The organism is Lentzea flaviverrucosa, assembly GCF_003350445.1.
In the GTDB taxonomy this organism is placed as follows: Bacteria; Actinomycetota; Actinomycetes; order Mycobacteriales; family Pseudonocardiaceae; genus Lentzea; species Lentzea californiensis.
The window spans coordinates 1-23,526 of sequence record NZ_QQAU01000023.1; the positions used below are offsets into that span (position 1 = coordinate 1).

The following is a 23,526-nucleotide window of genomic DNA, read 5'->3' on the forward strand; positions in this document are numbered from 1 at the left end:
GTTCGCCTGGCCTGCAACTCGGTGCGCACGCGGGCGTGCCAGCGCCGGTAGCGGCCCAGCCTGCGGCCCTGGAAGTCGTCCGCGTCGCTGGTGGTCGCGAGGTTCACGATGCCCCGGTCCACGCCGAGCCAGTCGACCGGCTCGAACAGTGGCCCCTCGGGCACCTCACAGGTCGCGATCAGCAACCACATGCCGTCGCGGTGCACCAGATCACTCTCGCCCTTGCGGTACTCACGCAGGGTCTTGAGCTGATCCGGAGAACCCGCGAACCGCACGTCCTTCATCCGGCCCGCCGTGGTCCAGATCGACACCGTGCCCGCGTCGTGGTTCCACGACAGGCACCGGTCGTCGAACGGCTGCGCCGCATCCGGCCGGAACCCGATCGGTTTCGACTCGGCCTTCACCCGGCGCTTCGAGCCAGGCTTGCCGAGGTTCCCGGACCGGATGGTCGCGTGCAGCGCGGCGTAGGCGTCCGCGACTTTCTTGATCACGTGCTGGGCTGACTGCGCGCCCAGACCGCGGGCCTTCAACTCCGCATAGGTGTGCTTGCGCAACGCGTACTCACGGAACACCCCGTGCTCGAACGCGACCCGCGACACCCAGTCCGCAGACTCGTTGCAGCCATGCAGAGTCGCCACCAACGCGGACACCTGCACGGCGTCCAGCAGCAGCTTCACCTGCACAACGATCTTCACGAAGCAGACCGTACATCGGCCTGGGTCACCTCAAAGGGGCCGGAACCAGACATTCGCAGGGCCGTAGCGTCGTCCACAGCCTGCACGCACACTTGGTCTTTCCCCCGGAGTACAAGCGAACCAGGGTTTAGCGGGATACCGGCACAGCGGTGAGCGACCCCACAGCCCGTTCCGGAAACACTCCGGGCACCGCGGCCGTTATACGTGTTGGTCGGTGCGGTCCGTGTCCCCCGGGCCTCACCTCATCGCCTTCGCGGAACACCGCACAACCGGTACCGCGTCGAGCAACTCGCCGAGAGGCGACCGATCGCATCGGCCTTCCCGAACTCGCCCTCGAGCCGTCACTCTCCCCCGACGGATGGCTCGAGGGCGTCCGGTCGGCGCGGACCTCTCCTGCCGCGCCGACCACCCGTTCTTCTCGATCTTCTTGCACAGCAAGAAGATCGAGGTGGCCGACGGTGACCGGCCACACAGATCCTCCTGGAACACAACGGATCCCCGCGCCGTTGTACGGGGTGGTCGGTGCGGAACGAGTCCCCGGGCCCCAACACAAAGCCTTCGCGGAACACCGTTCGGCAGGAGCCGCGTCGTGCACACCGCCGAGAGGCGACCGCCGCACCGACCAACAGACCACGCCCTCAAGCCGCACACCCCCCTCGGCGACTTGAGGGCCTTCCCACCAACGCAATCCCTTTACGCCGCACCACTGAGCCAGATGGTCGGCGTGCAACGGGCCGCAGGGCCCGACCAGGCCAAGCCCTCGAGCCGTACACCCCCAGACGGCCCGAGGGCCCTTCCTCTTCCGGCAATCCCTTACGCCACAACGTCACCCGGTGAGCGAGCACACAGATCACCGGGAAACACAACGGAACCCCGCGCCGTTGTACGAGACGGTCGGTGCGGAACGAGTCCCCGGGCCCCACCACAGAAGCCCTCGCGGCACACCGCTCACCCGGAACCGCGTCGTGCACACCGCCGAGAGGCGACCGCCGCACCGACCACCTCAACTCGCCCCCAGGCTGCCGTCCTCCCCCAGGCAGCGTGGGGGCTTCCTCGTATCTGCGAGGTCAGGCGACTCCGGCGGCGATCAGCTTCGTCCAGATCTCGCCCTGGTCGACCACCTCGACGCCGAGCTTCTCGGCCTTCGTGAGCTTGCCCGCGCCGACGCCCTCGCCCGTGATGAGCAGGTCGGTGGTGGCCGAGACCGAGGAGGCGGCGGTGGCGCCGGCCCGTTCGCACATCTTCTGGAACGTCGGGCGGGTGACCTTCTCGCCGGAGCGCGGGTCGCTGATGGAACCCGTGATCACGACGGACTTGCCTTCGAGGGGTGCGCCGGCGACCACGACCGGGGGCAGGTCCTCTTCTCGCACCTCCAGGGAGACGCCGCGTTCCCGCAGGCGTTCGATCTCCGGACGCAGGCGGGCCAGGTGGAAGTTGATCGACTCGGCGACCTTCTGGCCGATGTCCTCCACGGCCACGAGCTTCTCGACACCCGCGTCGGCCACCGCTTCGAGGGAGCCGAAGCCCGCACGGCACAGGCGGGCCGCGGTGCCCTCGGAGGCCATCGGGATCGAGAGGCCGATCATCGCGCGGCGCAGGCCCACGGAACGGCTGCGGTCGATGGACTCGATCATGCGCGTCGCGGAGACCTCGCCCACGCGGTCGAACTCCAGCAGGCGTTCCTTGGTGAGCGTGTAGAAGTCGGACGGGTTCACCAGGTCGCCGGTCTCGGCGAGGCGTTCGATCCACACCTGGCCGATGGCGTCGATGTCTGCTGCGGCGCGGGACGACCAGTGGATCAGGCGGCGCACGGTCTGGGCGGGGCAGACCGCGTTCGTGCAGAACAGCTCGCGGCTGTTGCCCTGCTCGGTCAGCGGTTGCGCGCACGACGGGCACTCCGACGGCGGGACGATCTCCTTCTCGGAGCCGGTGCGCTTCGACTCGTCGAGCACGCCCGCGACGAACGGGATCACGTCGCCGGCGCGGCGGACCAGGACCGTGTCGCCGATCTTGATGCCGCGCGAGCGGATGACCTCCTGGTTGGCCAGCGTCGCGCGGGTGACGGTGGTGCCGCCGACGAACACGGGCTCGAGCCACGCGACCGGGGCGATCTTGCCCGTCTTGCCCACGTCCCACACGACGTCCTTGAGCACCGTCGTCTTCTCCTCGGCGGCGAACTTGTACGCGATGGCGCCGCGCGGGGACGACGAACGGGTGCCCGCGGCGGCGAACGCGTCGCGGTTCGCCAGGCGCAGCACGGCGCCGTCGAGGTCGTAGTCGAGCGTGTTGCGGGCCTGCTCGATGCCGCCGATCAACTCCTGGGCCTCGGCCGCGGTGGAGCAGTGCTCCATCTCCGCGACGCTGAACCCCAGCTTGCGCAGACCCGCGTCGAGGTCGGAGTCGGCGCTCTCCGGCTCCGTCGTCAGGTCGAACGCGAAGAACTGCATGCGCCGGCCCTCGACCGCCTTCGGGTCCTTGGCGCGCAACGTGCCCGCGGCCGCGTTGCGCGGGTTGATCAACGGCTTGTCCGGGTGTGCCGCGTTGTACGCGTCGAACGTCGAGCGCAGCATCACGCACTCGCCGCGCACCTCGACCCGCCCCGGCGCCTCGACCTTGTCCGGCACGCCGTCGCACAGCGCACGCGTGAGGAACGTGACGTCGTCGCCCGTCGTGCCGTCGCCACGGGTGACCGCGCGCGCAAGGCGCCCGTTCTCATAAACCAGCGCCAGCGACAGGCCGTCGAGCTTCGGCATGACCACCACGGGCTGACCGGGGAACCGCGAGAAGAACGACTCGACCTGTTCGGGCTTGTTCGCCTTCTCCAGCGACAACATCGGCCGTGAGTGCCGCACCGGCGCGTGCAGCACCGACGGCGCACCCACGTGGTCGAGCGGGTTGTCCTTCGGCGCGAGCTTCGGGTGCTTCGCGACCAGGGCGCGGAACTCGTCCTCGATCGCGTCGTACTCCGCGTCCGCCACCAGCGGTTCACCCTGGTAGTACGCGTCACGCAGCTCGACGATCCGGCCGGCGAGCTCCTGAATCCGATCCCCAGCAGCACTCATGGAGGGGACGTTACCGGGCACCACCGACAAAAATGGACGGTCGTGCCTGGAGCCCCGCTCGAGTCGCGGTGGAGGCGCTCCACATCGGACAGCGGCGAGGCAAGGGAGCCGGACGCGGCAGGTCGTGCCACCCGCGTCGTCGAGCTGACCGGGCAGACCGTCGAGGACCTCTGATCAGCGTCGCGGAGGTGCCGTGCTCGAACGCGGGACGAGCCGGGGAGCCGGCACCTGCACTCCGCGCTGCTCGACGTCGCCGTTCTTCCCCACCACGTCGAGCAGCAGTCGCGCGACGCGGGCACCGTAGGCGGTGACGTCGCGCGCGAGCGCGGTGATCGCCGGCCGGATCACCTGGCACAGCTGCGAGTCGTCCCAGGCGATGATCGACAGGTCCTCGGGTACCGAGAGCCGCATCTCGTCGGCGACCGACATCCCCGCGACGGCCATGATGCTGTTGTCGTAGAGGATCGCCGTCGGGCGTCCGGGCGAGCTGAGCAGCCTGCGCGTGGCCTGTGCGCCTTCGAGTCCGGTGTAGTCCGTGTGCACGATGTCGATCGAGTCGAGCTCGTAGGTGGCGCTCGCTTGCCTGAAGGCCTCGTCGCGGCGCCGCGTGTGCAGCAGGTCGGGCAGGCCGGCGATGCGTCCGATCCGGCGGTGGCCCAGCGCGGCCAGGTAGCCGACGGTCTCGGTGGCCGCCGCGGCGTCGTCCGCCCAGACGTGCGGGAGTGATCCCACGTCGGCGGGGCCGCCGACCACGACGGCGGGCAGCGCGAGTTCCTCCAGCAGGGCGATCCGGGGGTCGTCGCCGCGCAGGTCGACCACGATGATCCCGTCGACCCGGTGGCCGCCCCACCAGGACCGGTAGACCTGGAGCTCGGCGTCCACGCCCGCGACCACCTGCATCATCAGCGCGTAACCCGATACCGCCAGCACCGACTCGATGCCGCTGACCAGCTCCATGAAGAACGGTTCCACGCCGAGGGTCGTGGCGGGGCGCGGGATCGCCATGCCGATCACGTTGGTGGTGCCGCCGGACAGCGCACGCGCCGCGCTGTTGCGGTGCCATCCGATCTCGTCGGCGGCGTCGAGGATGCGTTGCCGGGTCCGGTCGGAGACCCCGGGCCGCCCGTTGAGGGCGAACGACGCGGCGCTGATCGAGACTCCCGCGCGTTGCGCGACGTCGGAGATCGTCGGCCGCTTCACGCGAACCCCCCTCGGCTCGAAGAGCCCAACATAGCAGCGCACATGATCAAGCGGTCGGGGACATGCTGTTCCACCACAACAACTAAAGCGTTTGAGCGAGTTACCGTGCGACCACGACTCCTGGAGCGCTCACGGTGGGTAGCGGTGCACGCATTCCCCTCGGTTGGCCCCCGCGGTCGTCGACCGCACCGCTGAACCGGTTCCGGATTCCGGCACTAAAACGCTCTATGGACATCCACGGCAACGCGCCTCTATGTTGAGGGAAGGAAGTAGATTAAGCGCTTTAGTTCTCTGCATCACTGGCTTGCCGCCGCAGCCGCCACGTGGTCCCACCCGACGAAGAGTGGGTTTGACGAGGAGGAGCAAGTGCGACACACCACCACAGCGCTTCAACGGCGCGTGGCACAGCGGTTCGGCGCGGTCCTGGCCGCGGTACTGACCTTCCTGGGCGTCGTCGTCGCGGTCTCGCCGCAGGCGCAGGCGTTCCCCAGGTCGTCGCGGCAGAACGTGATCAACTACCTGAACTCGATCACCGGCAGGAACGTCGTGTCCGGCCAGCACAACAAGGAACCGGCGAACAACCCCGGCCAGTACACCCAGCAGGTCAAGGACATCACCGGCCAGTACCCCGGCCTGTGGGGCGGTGACCTGATGTTCAGGCCCGAGGACGTGGCGAACCGGCAGCGCGTGGTCGACCAGGCCAAGACCGAGTGGGCCAACGGCTCCCTCGTCGCGCTGACCTGGCACGTGTGCACGCCGACCGGCGGCAGCACCTGCCAGTTCGAGGGCGGTGTGAAGACGCAGATCAGCCAGGCCCAGTTCACCCAGGTGGTCACCGACGGCACGGCGCTCAACAACGCGTGGAAGCGCCGCCTGGACGAGGCGGTGCCGTACCTGCGGCAGCTCAAGGACGCGGGCGTGCCGGTGCTGTTCCGCCCGTTGCACGAGATGAACGAAGCCTGGAACTGGTGGGGCAACCGGCCGGGGCCGGAGGGCGGCGCGAAGCTCTACCGCATCACTCACGACCACCTGGTGTCCAAGGGGCTCGACAACCTGATCTGGGTGTGGAACGTCCAGGACAACCCCACGGCCAACTGGGCGTCGTACTACCCCGGCGCCCAGTACGTCGACGTGGTCTCGCTGGACGTCTGGTACAAGGGGCTGCCCAGCTCCGGCGACTACCAGCAGATCCAGAACGTCGCCGGCGGCAAGCCCATCGCGCTCGCCGAGACCGGCAAGGTGCCGAACGCCGCGTTCCTGAACAGCCAGACCCGCTGGAGCTACTTCATGGTGTGGTCGGAACAGCTGCGCGGCAACAACACCCCGGCGGAGGTCCAGGCGGGCTACTTCCACCCGCGCACGCTGAACCAAGGCGAGTTCACCATTCCCGGCGCCGCACCGTGACCGGCTTGAGGTAGCGGGCAGGAGTCAGCTCGACGCGTAGACATGCGCGAAGCGCCTGCTGGTGGAGGCCTCGTCGTGATGGGTGTGGTGACCGAATCCAGCACGACGAGGCTCAGTCGCGCGGCCCGCGCAACTCCAGCACCACCCGCAGCACGTGCTCGACGGCCGCCGGGAACACCGCTCCCCGCAGCTCGTCGCGGTGCACCAGGGTCTGCCCGGCGAACTCGACCATCCGCTCCGGACCTACCCGCCGCACCACGAGCGCGGCGACCTCCTCCAGGTCGAGGCCGGGGTTGTCGAGACGCACCAGCGCGAACTCGACGATCAGCTCCTCGTCGCTCACCGGAGTACCTCCTCACCGCAACTCGTCGGATTCTTCCACCGGTACACGTCACGAACATGTGCTGGACCGATGATCCGGACCACCCGCACGCTGTCCCGCATGAAGTTCTCGCGGCCAGAGGCCCGCAGCTGGCGATGCCCTCCCGCGCCCACCGGGGCACGGGACTTCCACACCGGGCTGCCCGGCTACGCACCCACTCCGCTGACCGGAGTGCCGGCCCTCGCCGCGGAACTCGGGATCGGCCGCCTGTTCGTCAAGGACGAATCCTCCCGGCTCGGCCTGCCCGCTTTCAAGGCACTCGGCGCTTCCTGGGCCGTTCACCGCGTTCTCGAGCGGCGAACGGCCCAGGTCACGCTAACCACCGCGACCGACGGCAACCACGGCCGGGCGGTCGCGCGCATGGCCCGGTTGCGCGGCCAGCGCGCCCACGTCTTCGTGCCGCACACCGTGCCCGAACCGGCGATCGAGGCCATCCGGACCGAGAACGCCCAGGTCACGGTGGTCGAGGGCACGTACGACGACGCGGTCGCCAGAGCCGCCGAGGCGGACGGGGTCCTCGTGCAGGACATGGGCCGGCCCGGCTACGAGGAGGTTCCGGCCTGGATCGTCGAGGGTTACGGCACGCTCTGCCACGAGATCGACGAGCAGCTCGACCGCGAACCGGACCTGGTCGTCGTCCCGGTCGGCGTCGGCTCGTTCGCGCAGGCCGTGATCACCCACTACCGCGGCCGCGACTGCGGCACGAGGATCCTCGCCGTCGAACCGGACAGCGCCGCGTGCGTCCTCGCAAGCCTGAAAGCGGGCGAACTCAGGACCGTGCCCACCGGCGACACGATCATGGCCGGACTCAACTGCGGCACACCGTCCGCCACCTCCTGGCCCTATCTGCGCAACGGCCTGGACGCCGCCGTGGCCATCTCCGAATCCGAATGCACCAAAGCGATGCAGGACCTCCACGCACAGAACGTCCATTCAGGACCGTGCGGCGCCGCACCTCTCGCCGGACTGCGCGCCATGCGTGGCGAGTTCGGCCACCTCGACACCGTCGTTCTCATCAGCACCGAAGGACGCCCGTGAACCCACGCGACCTGCTGGCCCAACTCGTCTCCATCGACTCGGTCAACCCCGACCTCGTCCCCGGCGGCAACGGCGAACACGAGATCGCCGGCTTCCTCGCCACCTGGTTCCGCGCCCACGGCTTCGAGGTGCACCGCCTGGAACGACGTCCGGGCAGACCGTCGCTGGTCGCCGTCAGGAAGGGCACCGGCGGCGGGAAGTCCCTGATGCTCAACGGCCACGTCGACACGGTCGGCCTCGCGGGCTACGACGGCGACCCGCTGAACCCGCGCATCGAGAACGGCAGGATGTTCGGCCGCGGCACGTTCGACATGAAGGGCGGCATCGCGGCCATGATGGTCGCCGCCGCGAAAGCCACCGAACGCCCGCTGCGCGGCGACGTCATCGTCGCGTGCGTGGCAGACGAGGAACACGGCAGCTTCGGCACGGAAGAGGTGCTCGAACGCTTCACCGCCGACGCCGCCATCGTCACCGAACCGAGCCACCTCGAAGTCACGCTGGCGCACAAGGGTTTCGTCTGGTTCGACGTCGAGGTCGAAGGCAGGGCCGCCCACGGCTCCCGCCCCGAACTGGGCATCGACGCCATCGCCAAGGCCGGCCACTTCCTCGTGGTGCTGGAACGGCTGGGCCAAGACCTCAGCGCAGGCCCGAAACACCACCTGCTCGGCACCGGCACGGTCCACGCGTCGTTGATCAGCGGCGGCGAGGAGGCCTCGACCTACCCGTCGTCCTGCAGGATCACCCTCGAACGCCGCACGGTCCCGGGAGAGTCCCCGCAGCAGACCGAGGACGAGCTGCGCACGATCCTCGACCACCTGACCGCGACCGTCCCGGACTTCACCGCGACACTCACCCGAGGCCTCGCCAGGGACCCGTTCGAGGCCGACCCCGAAGCCGAGATCGTCCGCACCCTCATCGCGAACCTCGGCGAACCACCGGTCATCCGCGCGGAGCCGTTCTGGACCGACTGCGCCCTGCTCGACCGCGCCGGCATCCCCTGCCTGCTGTTCGGCGTCGACGGCGCGGGCGCGCACGCGGCCACCGAGTACGTCGACCTGGCGTCCCTGGACCGGCTCACCGAGGTCCTGACCGGCACGATCACCGACTTCTGCCTCTAGGTTCTCCCCTGGGGAAGCACGAGGGGTAGAACCGGGGATGCCACTCAAGGAACGGCCGCTGGACACGGGTGACTCGGCGGTGCTCGCGTTCGCGCGGGAGCTCAGGTCGTCGCGGGACGGGCGGGCAGCCCGACCTACCGGCGGCTCAGCTCGCTGACGCACTACTCGGAGGCGGCGTCGTCGCTGCTCAGGGCCGGTCTGATGCCCCGGCTCGGCGACCAGGCCGTGCTGTTCGCGCCCGGTCCCAGCCCCTTGGACGAGTGCGACAGAGCTCTGCGGGACGCCGGCGAGGACACCGTTCTCGTGGTCGACCAGTTCGAGGAGATCTTCACCCTCTGCGAGGACCGCGACACCCGCAGGCGGTTCGTCGACCGGCTGACCGCGCACCGGGTGGTGCTGGGCGTGCGGGCCGACTTCTACGGCCACTGCACGGACTTCCCGCGCTGGTCGAGGCAATGGGCAGGGCCCAGCCCACCGTCGGCCCGATGAGCACCGACGATGTCGCCGCCCCGACCGGAACCGCCACTTCCCGGACGTCGACCTCACCCCGCCCTGCCCGCGTTGACCGTCGTCAGATGGACGACCGCGGCAGCTTCACCTCGTCACTCATGATGTTTCCCCCTTCCCTCGCCACCTGTCGTAGCGGGAGGGGGTTCTTCACGGTCGAGGCTGCGAGCTGAAGAAACAACGGTGAACAACCGCGATCCGCGCCGCATGACCGGTTCCTCGACGCAACGCCAGCTGAGCGCCGCCGCCACGACCGTGAGCACCGCTGCGACCGGTCCGGCGGCGGCGCCCAGTTCCGGGCGCAGCCACAGGGTGAGCGGGTAGTTCCACAGGTAGGCGCCGTAGGACAGGACGCCCAGCGCCACCAGCGGCCGGACCGGCGTCGCCACCCGCTCCCACTTCGACCACACCAGCAGCAGGACGGCCGTGCAGGCCGCGATCGCCGGGCCCGCCACGAGGTAGGTCAGCGCGTGGCCGCGCAGAGGCACCACCGCGAGCACCGCCAGCCCGGTCAGGGCGATCGGCACGGCCCAGCGTGGCGCGGTGGTCAGCCTGAGCCTGGTCGCGGCGCCGATCACGAAGCACACGAACCACGACGTCGGCAGCGCGTAGGCGTTGTCGGCGTTCGGCCACAGCCAGACGAGCGTCGCCGTGCACGCCGCGAGCGCGCCCAGAGCCGTGACGACGAGAACCGCGCCGGTCCGGTCGCGCACCCGGGCGAACGCCAGCAACGCGGGCCACAGCAGGTAGAACTGCTCCTCGGTCGCGAGCGTCCAGCCGTGGAACGCCGCCGGGCTCACGCCGCTGATCGGCAGGTTGCCCGTGAACGTCACCAGCACGATCACGGTCCTGAGCAGTTTGTCGCGCTCCCCCAACGGGTCGAACACGAGCGTGACGACGGCGAAGACCACGATCAGCGCCGCCAGCGCGGGCAGCAGCCTGCGCGCCCGCCTCAGGTAGAACCTCTTGAAGTCGACGCGGCCGGTGTTCGTGAGCTCCCTCTGCAGGACGCCGGTGATCAGGTAGCCGCTCAGGGTGAAGAACACGACGACGCCGACCACGCCCGCACCGGGGAACACGTCGGGGAACGCGTGGCGCAGCATCACGAGAAGGATCGCGATACCCCGCACCACGTCCAGTCCGGCGATGCGCCTCACCGCATCGCTCCCCGCACGAGCTTGTCCAGCAGGTCCGGATAGGACAGTCCGGTGGCCGCGAACATCTTGGGCACCTGCGACTCCGCCGTCATGCCCGGCATGGTGTTGACCTCGTTGAGCACGAACCCGTCCCCGGTGAGGAAGAAGTCGACCCGCGCGAGCCCACGGCAGCCAAGTGCCTCGTAAACCCTGAGTGCCGCGTCCTCCAACGCTTTGAGCTCGGTGTCGGCCAGAGGCGCCGGGATCACGAACTGGGCGCTGCCGTCGTACTTCACGGTCGTGTCGAACAAGCCGGGAACCCTGATCTCCAGCGGCGGCCCGGTCCGGCGGCCCTCGTCCGGGTCGTCGAGGACCGCGATGTCGATCTCCCGGCCGTCCAGCACCTCTTCGACCAGCACGCGGTCGTCCAGTTCCAGCGCCTGGAGCACGGCGGGTTCGAGATCTTCCTCGCGCTCGACGAGCTTCACCCCGAAACTCGACCCCGCCGCCACCGGCTTCACCACGACCGGACCTGTGAAGTCCACAGTGGACGCGTTGGTGACCAGCGCGCCCTTCGCCGTGCGGACCCCGACCGCCTCGGCGACGAGCTTGGTGGCCCACTTGTCCATCGCGAGCGCACCGGCCCGCAGCGGGGAGCCCACGTACGGCACGCCGGCCAGTGCGCAGAGGCCCGCCAGCGTGCCGTCCTCCCCCAGCGGCCCGTGGACCAGCGGCAGCACCACGTCACAGGTGGCCAGCACGTCGAGCGCGACGGCGAGACTGCCGGACGTCAGCGTGTCGAGCACTTGGCCGTCCTGGCCGTGCCACCGGCCGTCGCGGCCGATCGTGAGCGCCACGGCCTCGTACTTCGCCGGGTCGAGCGCCTCGCGGACCGACTTCGCGGACGCCACCGAGACGTCGTGCTCGCAGTTCTGCCCGCCGCCGATCACGGCGACGCGGATCCCCCTCATCGAACGTTCCTCCGCACCCTCGCCCCGATGCCCGTCACGATCTCGTGCGGGATCGTCCCCGCCCACCGGGCCCAGTCCTGCACCGTCGGCTCGCCGTGGTCGCCGGGCCCGAACACCACCGCCTCGTCCCCCGGCAGCACCTCGTCGTCCCCGGCGTCTACCACGACCTGGTCCATCGAGATCACCCCGGCGACCGGCCGGCGACGACCGGCCAGCCACACCTCGGCCCGGGCCGACGCGGTGCGCGGCAGGCCGTCCGCATAGCCCACCGGCAGCAACGCCAGCGTCGTCGCGCGTTCGGTGACGTGCGCGTGCCCGTAGCCGACCCCTGTCCCCGCCTGGACCCGCCGCACCTGGACCACCGGCGCCGTGAGCCGCAGGGCGGAGCGCAGCCGGGTGGTCCCGGACGGGTCGATGCCCACCAGCCCGGCCCCGATCCGGACGACGTCCAGGTGGGTGCCGGGGTCGGTCAGCGCGGCGCTCGTGGCCGCCAGGTGCCGCACCGGCGGCCGCAGCCCCGCCTGACGCGCCATCTCGACGCCCCGCGCCAGCGCCCGTTTGCCGTGCTCATTCGCTCCAGGCATGCCGGCACAAGGCAGATGTCCCATCACTCCGGCGACCGAGACCCTCCCGGCCAGCTCCGCACGACGTGCCGCCGACATCAGCGACAGCCAGGTCTCCGGCGCGGCCCCGTCCCGCGCCATTCCCGTGTCCAGCTGGAGGTGCACCCGCACCCCGCCCTCCAGCGCGGCGAGGTGCTCCAGGCTCGGCACGCTGAGGTCGATCCCGTACCGGACGGCCGTCCGCACGTCCACGTCGACGGGGTTGAGCCAGCTCAGCACCGGAACGTCCACACCGGACTCCCGCACCCGCACGCCCTCCGCCAGCGAGGTGACCCCGATCCACGTGGCACCGGCGGCCACCGCCGTTCGCGCGACGTCGCCGAGCCCGTGCCCGAACCCGTCGGCCTTCACCACCGCCATCACCGCGCCACGGGCCCACGAGACGAACCGTCTCGTGTTGTCGGCCACCGCGGTGAGGTCGACCTGCAACACCGGCTCCGAGGCCGCGTGGCGCAGGCTCGTCACGCGCGCGCCCACGCAGGCACCTCCACCGGTCCGTAGACGGCGTGGTCCGCGCCGGTCAGCAACGCCCAGTAGCGGTCGCCGTAGGACCAGTGCCACCACTCGGTCGGGTAGTTGATCAGGCCGGCGGCGGCCAGCGCACCGGCCAGCACCGTCCGGTTGTGGCGGGCCTCGTCGTCGACCGGCGCGCCGAAGAAGCACGCGCCGTCGCTCTCCTCGGGAGTGGCGTCGACCTCCGTGCCCATCCACAGCTCCGCACCCGACCTCGTGACCAGCGTCAGGTCCACGGCCGCGCCCGCGACGTGCGGCGCGACGGCCAGCGGTGCCACGAACCGGCTGGACAACCGGTCGAGCTCGACCTCGTCGGCGGCGGGGTGGAGCCCACGCAGTTCGGCCTTGTACCGCTCGATGATCGCGCTCTGGCCGGCGGCGGTGCGGTGCCCCTCGACCACCCGCAGGTCCACACCGGACGGGAGCAGCGCGCGGGCCACGTCGAGCCGCCGCGCGAGCCCTTCGCGCACCAGCACACCGAGCGCGTAGTCCAATGGCACCAAAGGATCCCCGTTGTCGAGCACGCGGACGGCGCGCACGACCGGATCGGCTAGCAGGATGGTCATGCAGCCAACCTAGGAACGAGCGTCCACGTAGGACTCCTCCTCCAGGCCACGCCCTCCCGCCGAACGACCGAATCGGAGGCGTGGACATCAGCCGTTCGGACGAGGGACGCACGGCGCGCGCAATTTCGGCAGACTGGTGTCGTGACCCGACAGAGGACGATCTGACGTGCACGCCGCCGGCCTGGTGCTGCACCCGAGGCGAGACTCCGCCGCCGCCGTCGAGGCGGTCCTCGGCTGGGCGACCAAACGCGGTGTCGAGATCCTCGGCATCTCCGACGAGATCCAGCGCCTGCGCTGCGAGGCCACCCCGGTCACCGCGGAGGAACTGGGCCGCCGCGCCGACCTGCTGGTGAGCCTCGGCGGTGACGGCACGATGCTGCGCGCCATGCGCATGGCCGACGGCGAACGAGCCCCGGTCCTCGGCGTCAACCTGGGCAAACTCGGCTTCCTGGCCGAGGTCGACGTCCCGGACCTGCCCGCCGCCCTGAGCGCCATCGACGCCCACGACTTCACCGTCGAACCCCGCCTCGCCGTCGACGCGCGCTTCAACGACCAGACGGTCACCGCGTTCAACGACGTCGCCGTGGTCCGCATCCCCGGCGAGGGCAGCGCCCGCGTCGCCGTCCGGGTGGCCGGCCAGCCGTTCGTCAGCTACGCCGCCGACGCCGTCATCGTCGCCACCCCGACCGGTTCCACCGCCTACAGCTTCTCCGCGGGCGGCCCGATCACCAGCCCGTCCGTCGAGGCGCTGCTCGTCACCCCGGCCGCACCGCACTCCGCCTACAGCCGGGGCGTGGTGCTGTCGGTGAACGACGAGGTCGACCTCGACCTGCTGCCGTCCAGCGGCCGACTGGCCGTGGAGGTGGACGGCATGGTCGCGGGCTACGTCGAGCCGGGCCGGCGGGTGTCGTTGCGCGGCCGTGCCGGTGCCGCGCGGGTGGTGCGGCTCGGGATGACGACGTTCTACCAGCGGGCACGGCGCAAGCTGCGGCTCACCGACTCCGCCGAACTCGGATGAGGCTGCGCGAGTGGACCGTCGAGGACGCCGCCTGGTACGCGGAAGCCACCAGGGACCCGGAGGTCCAGCGCTACACGACCGACCCGCCGACGATCACCGAGGCACAGGTCGCCGACGCGATCAGGTCGTTGTCCACGAACCCCGCCACCGCGTCGTTCTGCATCGAGGACGCGGGTGAACGCTGCGGCAACGTGGCCGTCGACTTCGAGGACGGCATCGGCCACGTGTCGTACCTCGTGGCCGCTCACGCGCGTGGCCGAGGACTGGCGACCAAGTCGCTCAGCGAGTTCGTCGCGTGGATCCTCGCCCATCGCACCGTCGGCGAGCTGAGGTCGTAGCGGGACGACACCGGCTCCCGCAAGGTCGCCGAGCGCGCCGGGTTCGTCCGCGATCCCGCCCGCGACGAGGACCGGGAGGTCAAGGGCGGAATCTGGCCGACGGTCGCCTACCACCTCGTTCCCTGATCTCCACTGGTGTTCGAGCGCCGCTTGTTCGGATGTCCGCGCCGAGCAACGGATGGGGGCAAGGGACCATGGAGCTGAACAGGCGCAGAGTGTTCGCGCTGGGTGCGGGCGCCGCGCTCGCCGCGGGCACGGGGACCGCCGGTGCCGACGCCGGGAGGACGGCACCCGAGCCGAACCTCCCCGGCTTCAAGCACAACTACGCGCAGGTCAACGGGGTGCGGCTGCACTACGTCACCGGTGGGCGGGGAGAGCCGCTGCTCCTGCTGCCGGGGTGGCCGCAGACCTGGTGGCTGTACAACAAGATCATGCCCGCGCTCGCGACGAAGTTCCGCGTCATCGCGGTGGACATGCGCGGCCAGGGCGGGTCGGACAAGCCGGCGGGCGGGTTCGACAAGAAGACGATGGCGACCGACATCCACGAGCTCGTCAAGAAGCTCGGGTACGACCAGGTCAACGTCGTCGGGCACGACCTGGGCAGCATGGTCGCGTTCGCGTTCGCGGCCAACTTCCCCGCCGCGACGAAGAAGGTCGCGTTCATGGACGTGCTGCACCCCGACGAGAGCTTCTACCAGATCCCGCTGCTGCCCCCACCGGGCGGATTCAGCCTCTGGTGGTTCGCGTTCAACCAGGTCATGGGCCTGCCCGAGCAGCTGCTGGCCGGCCGGTTCCGCCACCTCGTCGACTGGCTGTTCGCGAACACCGCGTTCACGCCGTCCGCCATCGACGAGCGCTCCCGGCGGATCTACGCGCAGAACTACAACTCGCCGGAGGCCATCCGCGCGAGCAACGGCTGGTACCAGGCGTTCCATCAGGACATCGCGGACGGCAAGACCTACGCCAAGCTGACCCCGCCGGTGCTCGGCCTGGCCTCGATCTCGTCCTACGACCAGTTCCTGGGCGCGCTGCCGAACGTCGCGAACCAGTTCGAGGTCGTGCGCGTCGACGGGTCCGGCCACTGGCTCGCCGAGGAGCAGCCGGACACCGTCGCCCGCGAGATCACACGGTTCTTCAGCTGACCGGACGTGCCGGGGGGATGAACGCCGCGACCACGACTGCCAGCAGCGCGGTCGCGGCCCCCAGGCCCATGATGAGCTGGAAGCTGAACGGCACGCCCACCTGCGTGAGCACGACACCGGCCACCGCGCTCGACACCGACGTACCGATCGCGCGCATCAGCGTGTTGAGGCTGTTGGCCGCGGCCGTCTCCGACGTCGGCACGGCACCCATGATCAGGGCGGGCATCGCGCCGTAGCCCAGGCCGATGCCCGCGCCGATCACGGCCGAGACCACGACGAGCTGCCACACCGCGGTCAGCATGAAGACCCCTGCCCCGTAACCGAGGGCGACCACGAGCGCGCCGAGGATCAACGTGACGCGAGGGCCCCGCGCGTTCGAGATCTTCGCGGACAACGGCGCCGTCGCCATCATCACCAGACCGGACGGCACCAGCACCAGGCCCGTGACGAGCAACGACTGCCCGAGCCCGTGGCCGGTCGAGGCCGGGAGCTGCAGGATCTGGGGCAGCACCAGTGACTGCGCGAACATGGCGAACGCGAACACCGCCGACGCGATGTTGGTCAGCAGCACCTGACGCCGGGCCGTGGTGCGCAGGTCGACCAGCGGCTGCGGCGACCGCAGCTCCCACCAGCCCCACAGCCCGAGCACGACGGCCGCGACGACGAACAGGCCCGTGGTGGTCGCGCCGCTCCACGTGGACGCCTTCGACACGCCGAGCAGCAGGCAGATCAGCGCGACCGACAGCCCCAGCGCGCCGAGGAAGTCGAACCGCCCGCCACCGCGGACCGGCGACTCCGGCACGACGACCAGGACCGCGACCAGCACCAGCACACCGGCGGCGGCCGAGGTCCAGAACAGCATGTGCCAGTCGCTCTGCTCGACCAGCAACGCCGCCGCGGGCAGGCCGAGCGCGCCGCCGACGCCCAGCGAGGCGCTCATCAGCGCCGTCGCCCCGGCCAGCCGTTCCAGCGGCAGCTCGTCGCGCATGATGCTGATGCCGAGCGGGATGACGCCGACCGCCAGCCCCTGCACCACGCGGCCGATGATCAACGGCACGAGCGAGTAGCTCAGCGCGGCGATCACCGAGCCCGCGACCAGCATGAGCAGGCTGACCAGCAGCATGCGGCGCTTGCCGTACATGTCGCCGAGCCGGCCGACGACGGGCGTCGCGACCGCGCTGGCCAGCAGGGTCGACGTGATCACCCAGGCGGTGTCGCCGGGTGAGGAGTTCAGCAGTGCGGGGAACCTCGGCAGCAGTGGGATGACCAGCGTCTGCATCAGCGACACCGTGATGCCGCCCAGCGCCAGGACGGCCACGACGACGTTCGGACGGGTCACCGGGGGCGTTTCTTCGAGGAGCACGTCCCCGAGTCTAAGTCAGTCACTTGACTTAACATCGGGTGGTGCAAGGATGTCCCGGATGTCCGAAGCGGAGGTGACGGTGAACAAGGTGGACGGCCAGTCCAAGACGGAGCGCGCGCACGCCACCCGCGAGCTGATCCTCACGGCGGCCGAGCGGCTGTTCGCCGAGCACGGCGTCGTGGCCGTCTCGAACCGCCAGGTCAGCGAAGCGGCCGGTCAGGGCAACAACACCGCCGTCGGCTACCACTTCGGCACCAAGGCCGACCTCGTGCGGGCCATCGCGCGCAAGCACCTCGCGCACGTCGAGGAGATCAGGCAGCGGATGGTCTCCGACCTCGGCGACTCCCCCTGCCTGCGCGACTGGCTCGACTGCCTGGTGCGCCCGGTCACCGAGCACCTGGACGCGGTCGGCAGCCCCACCTGGTTCGCCCGGTTCGGCGCGCAGGTCATGACGGACCCGACGCTGCGGCCGATCATCGTGGAGGAGACGCGCTCGTCGCCGTCCCAGGTGCGCATCCTCGCGGGCCTGAACGCCTGCCTGGCCGACCTGCCGGACGACGTGCGGGCCGAACGCCACGACATGGCGCGCCAGCTGCTCGTCCACATGATCGCCGAACGCGAGCGCGCCCTCGCCGACGGCACCCCGACGCCGCGGGCGAGCTGGCCCGAGGCCGCGACCGGGCTGGTCGACGCGCTCGCCGGACTGTGGCGCGCTCCCGTCAGCGACTGAACCGTTCGAGGACACCGTCCCGAACTGCCACCCTGGTGTGGTGCTGCTCAAGCTGACCGGGTCCAGCTGTTCGGGCAAGACCACGCTCGCCCGCTCCGTGGGCGACCGGCTGGGGCGGCTCGCCGTGCACGACTTCGACGAGGTCGGCGTGCCCGAAGGCGCCGATCGCCGGTGGCGCCAGCGCACGACCGAGATGTGGGTGCGCCGCGCGCTGGAGCACCAGGACCGCGGAGTCGACCTCCTGCTCACCGGGCAGTCCCCGCTCGGAGAGGTCCTGGCCGCTCCCAGCGCCCCGTTGCTGGACGGCATCGCGGTGTGCCTGGTCGACGTGTCCGACGAGGTCCGGCGCAGCAGGCTCACCGCGCGCGACGCGAGCCGGTGAGACGCGCCGGCGGTCGACGCCTTCCTCGGCTGGGCCGCCTGGCACCGCGAGCACGCCAAGGATCCCCGGCACCTGCCCGGCGCCATCGTCGCCGACAGCTGGCCCCCCATGGTCTGGCACCGGTGGACCGGGTGGACCGCCGGCGACCAGCGGTGGCGCACCCACCTGCTCGACACCACGGACCGCCCCGTCGCGGAATCCGGGGATCAGGTCGAGCACTGGGTGACCCGGCAGCGCGACGCGCTCCGATCCGGTCGTCTTCCTCTCTCGCGGGGCTGGTCAGATGACGCGACTAGCCCTTCAGCGCGTAGAACCTGATCGGCGAGTTCGGCTCGAACCCGATCCGCGGGTAGACCGGTGCTCCGGCGACCGTGGCGTGCAGCGTGGCGCGGGTGATCCCGGTGGCACGCCACGCCTCGTGCAACGCCTTGCGCGTCACCGCCTCGCCATAGCCCCGGCGCTCCGATCCGGGTTCGGTCGCGACCAGCACCACGAACAGCCGCCCGGCCGTCTCGACCGCACCCGCGCACGTCACCGGCACGCCGTCCTTGAGGCCGAGGTAGGCGTGCACCCCGCTCTTCCACAGCGCCGACCCGCCGATGCCGTCACGGCCGGCCTCCAGGTCGAACCCGTACGCCCGGGAGTTGATGTCCGCGTACGCCTGCAGCTGTTCGTCGGTCGTCACCCGCTCGAACGTCAACTCCGGGTGCGAGGGCTCGGGGATCGGCAGCAGGTCGCCTGCCATCCCGGTGCCGGGGAACGCGTACGCGAGCCCGGCGCGGTCGGCCAGCGCGTCGAGGTCGGCACCCTCCGCCAGGCCCTCGAACACCCACAGGAAACCGAAGCTCTGCTTCGTGCGCATGACGTCCGCGGCCTCGGCGAAGCGCTGCGAGAGCAGGTCGGCGCCGATGCCGGACTCGGTGAGCGTCACGCAGTTCCAGAAGGGGAACTTGCACTCCGCCCACCTCACCGCGACGCCGGGGAGATCGCGCACGTCGGCTTCCGGGTTCTGATCCAGCACCATGGCGCGCCACCCCACGGTGAGCTGTTCCACGGACTCCAGTGCTTCGGTCAAATCGATCATGCTCGGGAGCCTAGTCGGCGGCGTTCTCCCGCAGCCGCCTCAGCATCAACGCCAGGTGCAGCCGGAACCGGCCTGCCGCCGAGTCGAGCTCGAACCCGAGCACCGACTCCGCGCGGGCAAGCCGTGCGGGCATCGTGCTGTGGTGCCGGTGCAACGCCGCCGCGGCCTTGCGCACCGAATCCGTGGCACACAAGACGTCCAGCATCGTGATCATGCCCGGCTCCGCGGCCAGCCGGTCGAGCGCGCACACGTCAGGCAGCGCCGCGATGTCCGCGAGGCCGACCTGGTCGGCCAGAAGCGCAAGGCCGCCAAGCCTTTCCCACCACACCACCGGCTCACTGTCCGATGTGTACCGCAGCGCCGTGCGCGCGGCCTGCCACGACCTGACCGCGTCGATCGCGGGCAGCGACGGGCCGACGCCGAGCCGTCCGGCCGTCTCGGGGACCTCAGTGGTCAGCACCGCACGCACCGGGCCCAGCAGCACCGACCGCCCGGGAACCTCTCCAGTGGCCGCCAGCACGCGCAACGGCGCCGTGGCGGCGATGCCGAGCAGGTGCAGCGCGCGGGAGCGTTCCGCCGTGCCGACGCCGTCGGACAGGACGAGCTCGATCAGCGCGGGATCGCCCAGTTCCGGCAGGGGCACGCTGGAGTGTTCGAGCAGCACGGCGGCGGCGATCGCGAACCGTTCCAGCAGCATGTCGTCCAGCGGCGCGGGTGCGCCCTGGCGGGCGACCCAGACCTCCACGCCGCCCTCGAGCGCGCGGACCGAGGCCTTCGCGGGCACCGGGCCCGCCGTGACGGCGCCCCCGGCGTCGGCGCGCAGCAGGAGGCCCTGGCCGGGCGCGTGCAGGCCGACCGGGCAGCCGGCCAGCTCGGAGGTGCTGCGCACCAACGCGTCCAGGCCCGCGCGCTCGGTGATCAGGCGATCGAAGAACCCGATCACCCTCACCGCGCTCTCGGCGTCGGCGTCCAGCCCGGACAACCTCAGCAGCAGGCCCTTCATCCCGTCACCATAGCCCCGACAGGTGGCTGGCCGAGTGGCCGAATCGCCCGCCACGTGTCGGCTGCCCGCACCGCCGTTCCGAGCCGAGGATTGGTCCCATGAGCTACGACCTGGATCCCGAACTGCTGCCCTGGCTCGACATGCTGCCGCAGGTGACCCTGACCGACTACGACGCGCTGGTCGCCGGCCGCACCCAGCAGTCGCAGCTGGCGGACCTCGTCCCGGTGTACGAGCCTGCCCACCCGATCGACGTCCGCGACGAGACGGCTCCCGGTCCGTCCGGCGCCCCGGACGTGCGGGTGCGCGTGTACGGCCGGGCCGGCCGCGAGAACCCCATGCCCGGTCTCGTGTACATCCACGGCGGCGGGTTCATCATCGGCAGCGTCGAGATGTTCGAGGCGCACGTGCTGAAGCTCGTCGACCAGCTGGACATCGTGGTCGTGTCGGTCGACTACCGGCTCGCTCCCGAGCACCCGTTCCCGGCGCCGGTCGAGGACTGCTACGCGGCACTGCGGTGGACGGCGGCCAAGGCCGGTGAGCTCGGCATCGATCCGGCGCGGCTCGGTGTCGGCGGCGAGAGCGCGGGTGGCGGGCTCACCGCCGGAACCGTGCTGCTCGCCCGCGACCGCGGCGGCCCCGAGCTCGCCTTCCAGCTCCTCGCCATCCCCGAGCTCGACGACCGGCTCGACACCGAGTCGATGCGGGACTACGTCGACACCCCGCTGTGGAACCGTCCCAACGCGATCTACAGCTGGACCGCCTACCTGGGCACCGAACCGGGCGGCGACGACGTCTCGCCGTACGCCGCCCCGTCGCGTGCCACCGACCTGTCCGGGCTCCCGCCCGCGTTCGTCACCACCTGCCAGTACGACCCGCTGCGCGACGAAGGCGTCGAGTACGCGCGACGGCTCGCGCACGCGGGTGTACCGACCGAGCTGCGCCTGTACCCCGGCACGTTCCACGGTTCCTCGCTCGTCGAGAGCGCGGAGATCTCACGCCGGATGTTCGCCGACGAGGTGGAGGCGTTGCGCCGCGGCCTGAAGGTCACAGACTCCCGGTGACCGTGCTGCCGGACCTGGTGACGTAGTAGGTGACGGTGGCGCCGCTCCAGTAGTGGAACGTCAGCGTCACCCGCGCGTTGTCGTTGACCTCGGCGAAGAACTCCGGGGTCAGCGTCGTCGCGCCGGTGGTGTAGTTCGGCGCGAACGCCCGGTCGAACTCCTTGAAGGAGGTCCAGTTGTGCGGTCCGGCGTTCGACCCGTCGGCGTACTTCGCCTCCATCGTGGCGAGCAGGTCACCGCGGAAGGTGGTCGGGATCGCGAACGAGCCGGTGGTGCCGGTCGCAGCGGACAGCACGGGTGTGTCGTGGGTGATCAGGTTGACCCGCCACGGCACGCCCGCGGAGAAGTGGGCCGTGAGCACGGCGTTCGTGCCGTAAGCGCGTGATCCGCTCAGCCTGGTCATCGCCGCGGCGGTCAGCGTGAGCTGGTCGCCGGAGATCGTGTAGTCGGTGCCCCGCACCAGTTCCGCCGTGCCCTGGCGCAGGCCGGTGAACGTGGTTCCGTTGGGGTTCAACGTGATCGTCTTGGCGGTGACGGCACTCGACCGGGCGCTGAACACCTGGTCGGACGACGCCGTGCCGGAGCGGGTGGTCCAGCTCGACCTGATCTGCGCGGCCAGTTCGGGGTCGCTCCACTGGAAGGACGTGCGGCCGAGGTGCTGGCCGTTGTCCCACAGCATGGTGGTGATCTTCTTGGTGCGCGCGTAGTGGCCGAAGTGCTCGAAGAACTTCAGCTTCTCGCCCTGTTCGATCGTGCCGGTGTGGCGGTCGAACCCGAGCAGCCCGTACTCGCCGAGGATCACCGGGACGCCGCGCGCGACGAAGGTGTTGTACACGCGGTCGAAGGAGTCGGTCAGGTCCTTCTGCGCGGTCGCGTCGTAGCGCGTTCCTCCGGCCACGTTCACGCTGAACGGCCAGTAGCCGTAGTAGTGCACGGTCGCGGCCAGGTTCGCGTCGCCGAAGCCGCTGATCGACGTCGCCAGCTCGTCGAGGCGTGCCTGGTCGGACGACGTGTGCAGGGTGGGCAGCACCAGTAGGCGGGTCGCGTTGTTGCCGCCCGAGCGCCGCACGACGTCGCGGAAGGACGCGTTCAGCTCGTGCAGCAGCTGTGCGTTCTGGGCGTCACCCGAGCTGCCGGTGAACTGCGGCTCGTTCACGCTCTCGAACACGAGCTTGCCCGGTGAGTCCCGGAAGGCGGTGGCCAGCTGCGTCCAGATCGCGTTGTAGCGGGTGAGGACGCCGGTCCGGTTCGACGGCATGGCCGCGATCCACTGCCACGAGTCGTGGTGGATGTTGATCATCACGTGGAAGCCGTCCGCCAGCGCCCAGCCGACGACCTCCTTGACGCGGTTCAGGTACGCCGCCTCGATCACGTGGTCCTGGCCCTGGTGCTGGCCCCACGTGACGGGGATGCGGATGCTCTTGAAGCCCTGCGCCTTCACGTTGTCCAGCAGTGCTTCCGTGACGCGCGGATTGCCCCACGACGTCTCGTCGCCGCCGGTGGCGTCCAGCGTGTTGCCGAGGTTCCACCCCGGCTGCATCGCCGCGACCTGTGCCATCGCGTCCCCCGGCACCGGGTTCCCGGTGGTGGTCGTGGTGGTGGTCGTCGTGGTCGGGGGCGTGCCCGGTTCGCCGGTGCACGTGACGCCGTTGAGGGCGAACGACGGCGGTGCCGTGTTGGTGCCGGACCAGCTGGCGTTGAAGCCGAAGGACACCGAGGCGTTCGACTCGATCACCGCGTTGTAGCCGGCGTTGACGGCGGTGGCGTCGGCGCCGGACGACGTGACGGTGGCGTTCCACGCCTGGGTCACCCGCTGGCCGGACGGCCAGGTCCAGGTCAGGCGCCAGCCGTCGACGCGATCACCGAGGTTCTGCACGGACACGCTCGCGGTGAACCCGCTGTTCCACTGGCTCGGTACCGCGTAGTCCACCTTGCAGCCCGGCGCCGCCGCGGCGGGAGCCACGACCGCCAGGCCGACACTCGCGGCCACCGAGACGAAACCCGCTGCCAGCGCGGCAAAACGTCTTCCGAACACGACACACCTCCCGACCTGGGAGCGTTCCCAGATGGCCGCACTGTAGCCATCCCCCACAACGCCAGGAAGCGTTCCGTCGATTCGAAATCGAACGCGGAATCGCTCTGCCGAATCGCTTTCGTGCCCGTTACAGTCCTGGATCTGGGAGCGCTCCC

General features: G+C 70.5%; 23 protein-coding genes. 11 read left to right on the forward strand and 12 right to left on the reverse strand.

All coding sequences use genetic code 11. The annotated features are described in order from the left end of the window. Positions 1-695: transposase (locus tag DFR72_RS43655; RefSeq protein WP_147290353.1), on the reverse strand; the 695-nt coding region annotated here is incomplete at its 3' end. 1,067 nt (positions 696-1,762) lie between these two features. Continuing rightward, a complete protein-coding gene (gene ligA / locus DFR72_RS43660) occupies positions 1,763-3,757 on the reverse strand; it encodes an NAD-dependent DNA ligase LigA (protein WP_090064619.1) in 1,995 nt (664 codons plus the stop codon). A 42-nt stretch (positions 3,758-3,799) separates the two neighbouring features. Between ligA and DFR72_RS47650 the strand changes: the two genes are divergently transcribed. After that, the gene (locus tag DFR72_RS47650; protein WP_256238374.1) at positions 3,800-3,931 is read left to right on the forward strand and encodes a hypothetical protein; all 132 of its coding nucleotides are present in this window, start codon (positions 3,800-3,802) and stop codon (positions 3,929-3,931) included. On the opposite strand, the gene DFR72_RS43665 is transcribed toward DFR72_RS47650, so the two are convergent. Continuing rightward, entirely contained in the window at positions 3,932-4,957 is a 1,026-nt protein-coding gene (locus tag DFR72_RS43665; protein ID WP_090064620.1) for a LacI family DNA-binding transcriptional regulator, read from the reverse strand. It abuts the gene before it with no gap. Between the two features lie 366 nt (positions 4,958-5,323). Between DFR72_RS43665 and DFR72_RS43670 the strand changes: the two genes are divergently transcribed. Further along, positions 5,324-6,361, forward strand: a complete 1,038-nt coding sequence (locus DFR72_RS43670; protein ID WP_211335780.1) for a glycosyl hydrolase — start codon at positions 5,324-5,326, stop codon at positions 6,359-6,361. 112 nt (positions 6,362-6,473) lie between these two features. On the opposite strand, the gene DFR72_RS43675 is transcribed toward DFR72_RS43670, so the two are convergent. Next, the gene (locus DFR72_RS43675; protein WP_090064622.1) at positions 6,474-6,704 is read right to left on the reverse strand and encodes a hypothetical protein; all 231 of its coding nucleotides are present in this window, start codon (positions 6,702-6,704) and stop codon (positions 6,474-6,476) included. A gap of 69 nt (positions 6,705-6,773) precedes the next feature. Between DFR72_RS43675 and DFR72_RS43680 the strand changes: the two genes are divergently transcribed. The 3 genes from DFR72_RS43680 (at position 6,774) to DFR72_RS43690 (ending at position 9,388) form a co-directional block, all read left to right on the forward strand. Next, positions 6,774-7,781 carry a pyridoxal-phosphate dependent enzyme gene (locus DFR72_RS43680; protein WP_245984044.1) on the forward strand — a complete coding sequence of 336 codons (1,008 nt, stop codon included), beginning with the start codon at positions 6,774-6,776 and terminating at the stop codon, positions 7,779-7,781. Then, a complete protein-coding gene (locus DFR72_RS43685) occupies positions 7,778-8,899 on the forward strand; it encodes an ArgE/DapE family deacylase (protein ID WP_211335782.1) in 1,122 nt (373 codons plus the stop codon). The genes DFR72_RS43680 and DFR72_RS43685 overlap by 4 nt, the downstream gene beginning before the upstream one ends. A 201-nt stretch (positions 8,900-9,100) precedes the next feature. Next, positions 9,101-9,388: an nSTAND1 domain-containing NTPase gene (locus DFR72_RS43690; RefSeq protein ID WP_090064624.1), complete on the forward strand. Its 288-nt coding sequence runs from the start codon at positions 9,101-9,103 to the stop codon at positions 9,386-9,388. Between the two features lie 113 nt (positions 9,389-9,501). Here the strand turns inward: DFR72_RS43690 and DFR72_RS43695 are convergent, their stop codons facing one another. From DFR72_RS43695 to DFR72_RS43710, 4 genes are read right to left on the reverse strand one after another with little or no spacing between them, the layout of a single operon-like run. Further along, positions 9,502-10,563 carry an acyltransferase family protein gene (locus DFR72_RS43695; RefSeq protein ID WP_114773993.1) on the reverse strand — a complete coding sequence of 354 codons (1,062 nt, stop codon included), beginning with the start codon at positions 10,561-10,563 and terminating at the stop codon, positions 9,502-9,504. After that, entirely contained in the window at positions 10,560-11,513 is a 954-nt protein-coding gene (locus tag DFR72_RS43700) for a D-alanine--D-alanine ligase family protein (RefSeq protein ID WP_090064625.1), read from the reverse strand. The genes DFR72_RS43695 and DFR72_RS43700 overlap by 4 nt, the downstream gene beginning before the upstream one ends. After that, positions 11,510-12,613, reverse strand: a complete 1,104-nt coding sequence (alr, locus tag DFR72_RS43705; protein ID WP_245984047.1) for an alanine racemase — start codon at positions 12,611-12,613, stop codon at positions 11,510-11,512. Before alr ends, DFR72_RS43700 begins: the two co-directional genes overlap by 4 nt. Continuing rightward, entirely contained in the window at positions 12,598-13,215 is a 618-nt protein-coding gene (locus DFR72_RS43710) for a M15 family metallopeptidase (protein ID WP_090064626.1), read from the reverse strand. The genes alr and DFR72_RS43710 overlap by 16 nt, the downstream gene beginning before the upstream one ends. 166 nt (positions 13,216-13,381) lie before the next feature. Between DFR72_RS43710 and DFR72_RS43715 the strand changes: the two genes are divergently transcribed. From DFR72_RS43715 to DFR72_RS43725, 3 genes are all read left to right on the forward strand, one after another. Continuing rightward, positions 13,382-14,233, forward strand: a complete 852-nt coding sequence (locus DFR72_RS43715) for an NAD(+)/NADH kinase (protein ID WP_090064627.1) — start codon at positions 13,382-13,384, stop codon at positions 14,231-14,233. After that, a complete protein-coding gene (locus DFR72_RS43720) occupies positions 14,230-14,571 on the forward strand; it encodes a GNAT family N-acetyltransferase (RefSeq protein ID WP_090064628.1) in 342 nt (113 codons plus the stop codon). The genes DFR72_RS43715 and DFR72_RS43720 overlap by 4 nt, the downstream gene beginning before the upstream one ends. A gap of 194 nt (positions 14,572-14,765) precedes the next feature. Then, positions 14,766-15,713, forward strand: a complete 948-nt coding sequence (locus tag DFR72_RS43725; RefSeq protein WP_090064629.1) for an alpha/beta fold hydrolase — start codon at positions 14,766-14,768, stop codon at positions 15,711-15,713. Here DFR72_RS43725 and DFR72_RS43730 read toward each other — a convergent pair. Next, positions 15,706-16,992 carry an MFS transporter gene (locus tag DFR72_RS43730; RefSeq protein ID WP_090065186.1) on the reverse strand — a complete coding sequence of 429 codons (1,287 nt, stop codon included), beginning with the start codon at positions 16,990-16,992 and terminating at the stop codon, positions 15,706-15,708. The genes DFR72_RS43725 and DFR72_RS43730 overlap by 8 nt on opposite strands. A gap of 142 nt (positions 16,993-17,134) precedes the next feature. Between DFR72_RS43730 and DFR72_RS43735 the strand changes: the two genes are divergently transcribed. Then, entirely contained in the window at positions 17,135-17,806 is a 672-nt protein-coding gene (locus DFR72_RS43735) for a TetR/AcrR family transcriptional regulator (RefSeq protein WP_177224523.1), read from the forward strand. Positions 17,807-17,846: 40 nt separating this feature from the next. Further along, positions 17,847-18,188, forward strand: coding sequence for a hypothetical protein (locus tag DFR72_RS46590; RefSeq protein ID WP_211335784.1), 342 nt, complete (start codon positions 17,847-17,849; stop codon positions 18,186-18,188). A gap of 292 nt (positions 18,189-18,480) precedes the next feature. On the opposite strand, the gene DFR72_RS43745 is transcribed toward DFR72_RS46590, so the two are convergent. Then, a complete protein-coding gene (locus tag DFR72_RS43745; protein ID WP_090064630.1) occupies positions 18,481-19,272 on the reverse strand; it encodes a GNAT family N-acetyltransferase in 792 nt (263 codons plus the stop codon). Positions 19,273-19,282: 10 nt separating this feature from the next. Beyond that, positions 19,283-20,275 carry a helix-turn-helix domain-containing protein gene (locus tag DFR72_RS43750; protein ID WP_090064631.1) on the reverse strand — a complete coding sequence of 331 codons (993 nt, stop codon included), beginning with the start codon at positions 20,273-20,275 and terminating at the stop codon, positions 19,283-19,285. A gap of 98 nt (positions 20,276-20,373) precedes the next feature. Here DFR72_RS43750 and DFR72_RS43755 point away from each other — a divergent pair, with 98 nt between their 5' ends. Beyond that, positions 20,374-21,336 (forward strand): alpha/beta hydrolase, encoded by a 963-nt coding sequence (locus DFR72_RS43755; RefSeq protein ID WP_090064632.1) that lies wholly within the window; start codon positions 20,374-20,376, stop codon positions 21,334-21,336. Here the strand turns inward: DFR72_RS43755 and DFR72_RS43760 are convergent. Then, on the reverse strand, positions 21,320-23,371 hold the full coding sequence (locus DFR72_RS43760) for a cellulase family glycosylhydrolase (protein ID WP_090064633.1): 2,052 nt from the start codon (positions 23,369-23,371) through the stop codon (positions 21,320-21,322). The genes DFR72_RS43755 and DFR72_RS43760 overlap by 17 nt on opposite strands. Positions 23,372-23,526: the final 155 nt, after the last annotated feature.

Coding starts and splice junctions, on each gene's coding strand:
- DFR72_RS43750 (WP_090064631.1), bottom strand. CDS start 20,275: ATGAAGGGCCTGCTGCTGAGGTTGTCCGGGCTGGACGCCGACGCCGAG.
- DFR72_RS43710 (WP_090064626.1), bottom strand. CDS start 13,215: ATGACCATCCTGCTAGCCGATCCGGTCGTGCGCGCCGTCCGCGTGCTC.
- DFR72_RS43720 (WP_090064628.1), top strand. CDS start 14,230: ATGAGGCTGCGCGAGTGGACCGTCGAGGACGCCGCCTGGTACGCGGAA.
- DFR72_RS43725 (WP_090064629.1), top strand. CDS start 14,766: ATGGAGCTGAACAGGCGCAGAGTGTTCGCGCTGGGTGCGGGCGCCGCG.
- DFR72_RS43730 (WP_090065186.1), bottom strand. CDS start 16,992: ATGCAGACGCTGGTCATCCCACTGCTGCCGAGGTTCCCCGCACTGCTG.
- DFR72_RS43745 (WP_090064630.1), bottom strand. CDS start 19,272: ATGATCGATTTGACCGAAGCACTGGAGTCCGTGGAACAGCTCACCGTG.
- DFR72_RS43700 (WP_090064625.1), bottom strand. CDS start 11,513: ATGAGGGGGATCCGCGTCGCCGTGATCGGCGGCGGGCAGAACTGCGAG.
- DFR72_RS43755 (WP_090064632.1), top strand. CDS start 20,374: ATGAGCTACGACCTGGATCCCGAACTGCTGCCCTGGCTCGACATGCTG.
- DFR72_RS43735 (WP_177224523.1), top strand. CDS start 17,135: ATGTCCGAAGCGGAGGTGACGGTGAACAAGGTGGACGGCCAGTCCAAG.
- ligA (WP_090064619.1), bottom strand. CDS start 3,757: ATGAGTGCTGCTGGGGATCGGATTCAGGAGCTCGCCGGCCGGATCGTC.
- DFR72_RS43680 (WP_245984044.1), top strand. CDS start 6,774: ATGATCCGGACCACCCGCACGCTGTCCCGCATGAAGTTCTCGCGGCCA.
- DFR72_RS43690 (WP_090064624.1), top strand. CDS start 9,101: ATGCCCCGGCTCGGCGACCAGGCCGTGCTGTTCGCGCCCGGTCCCAGC.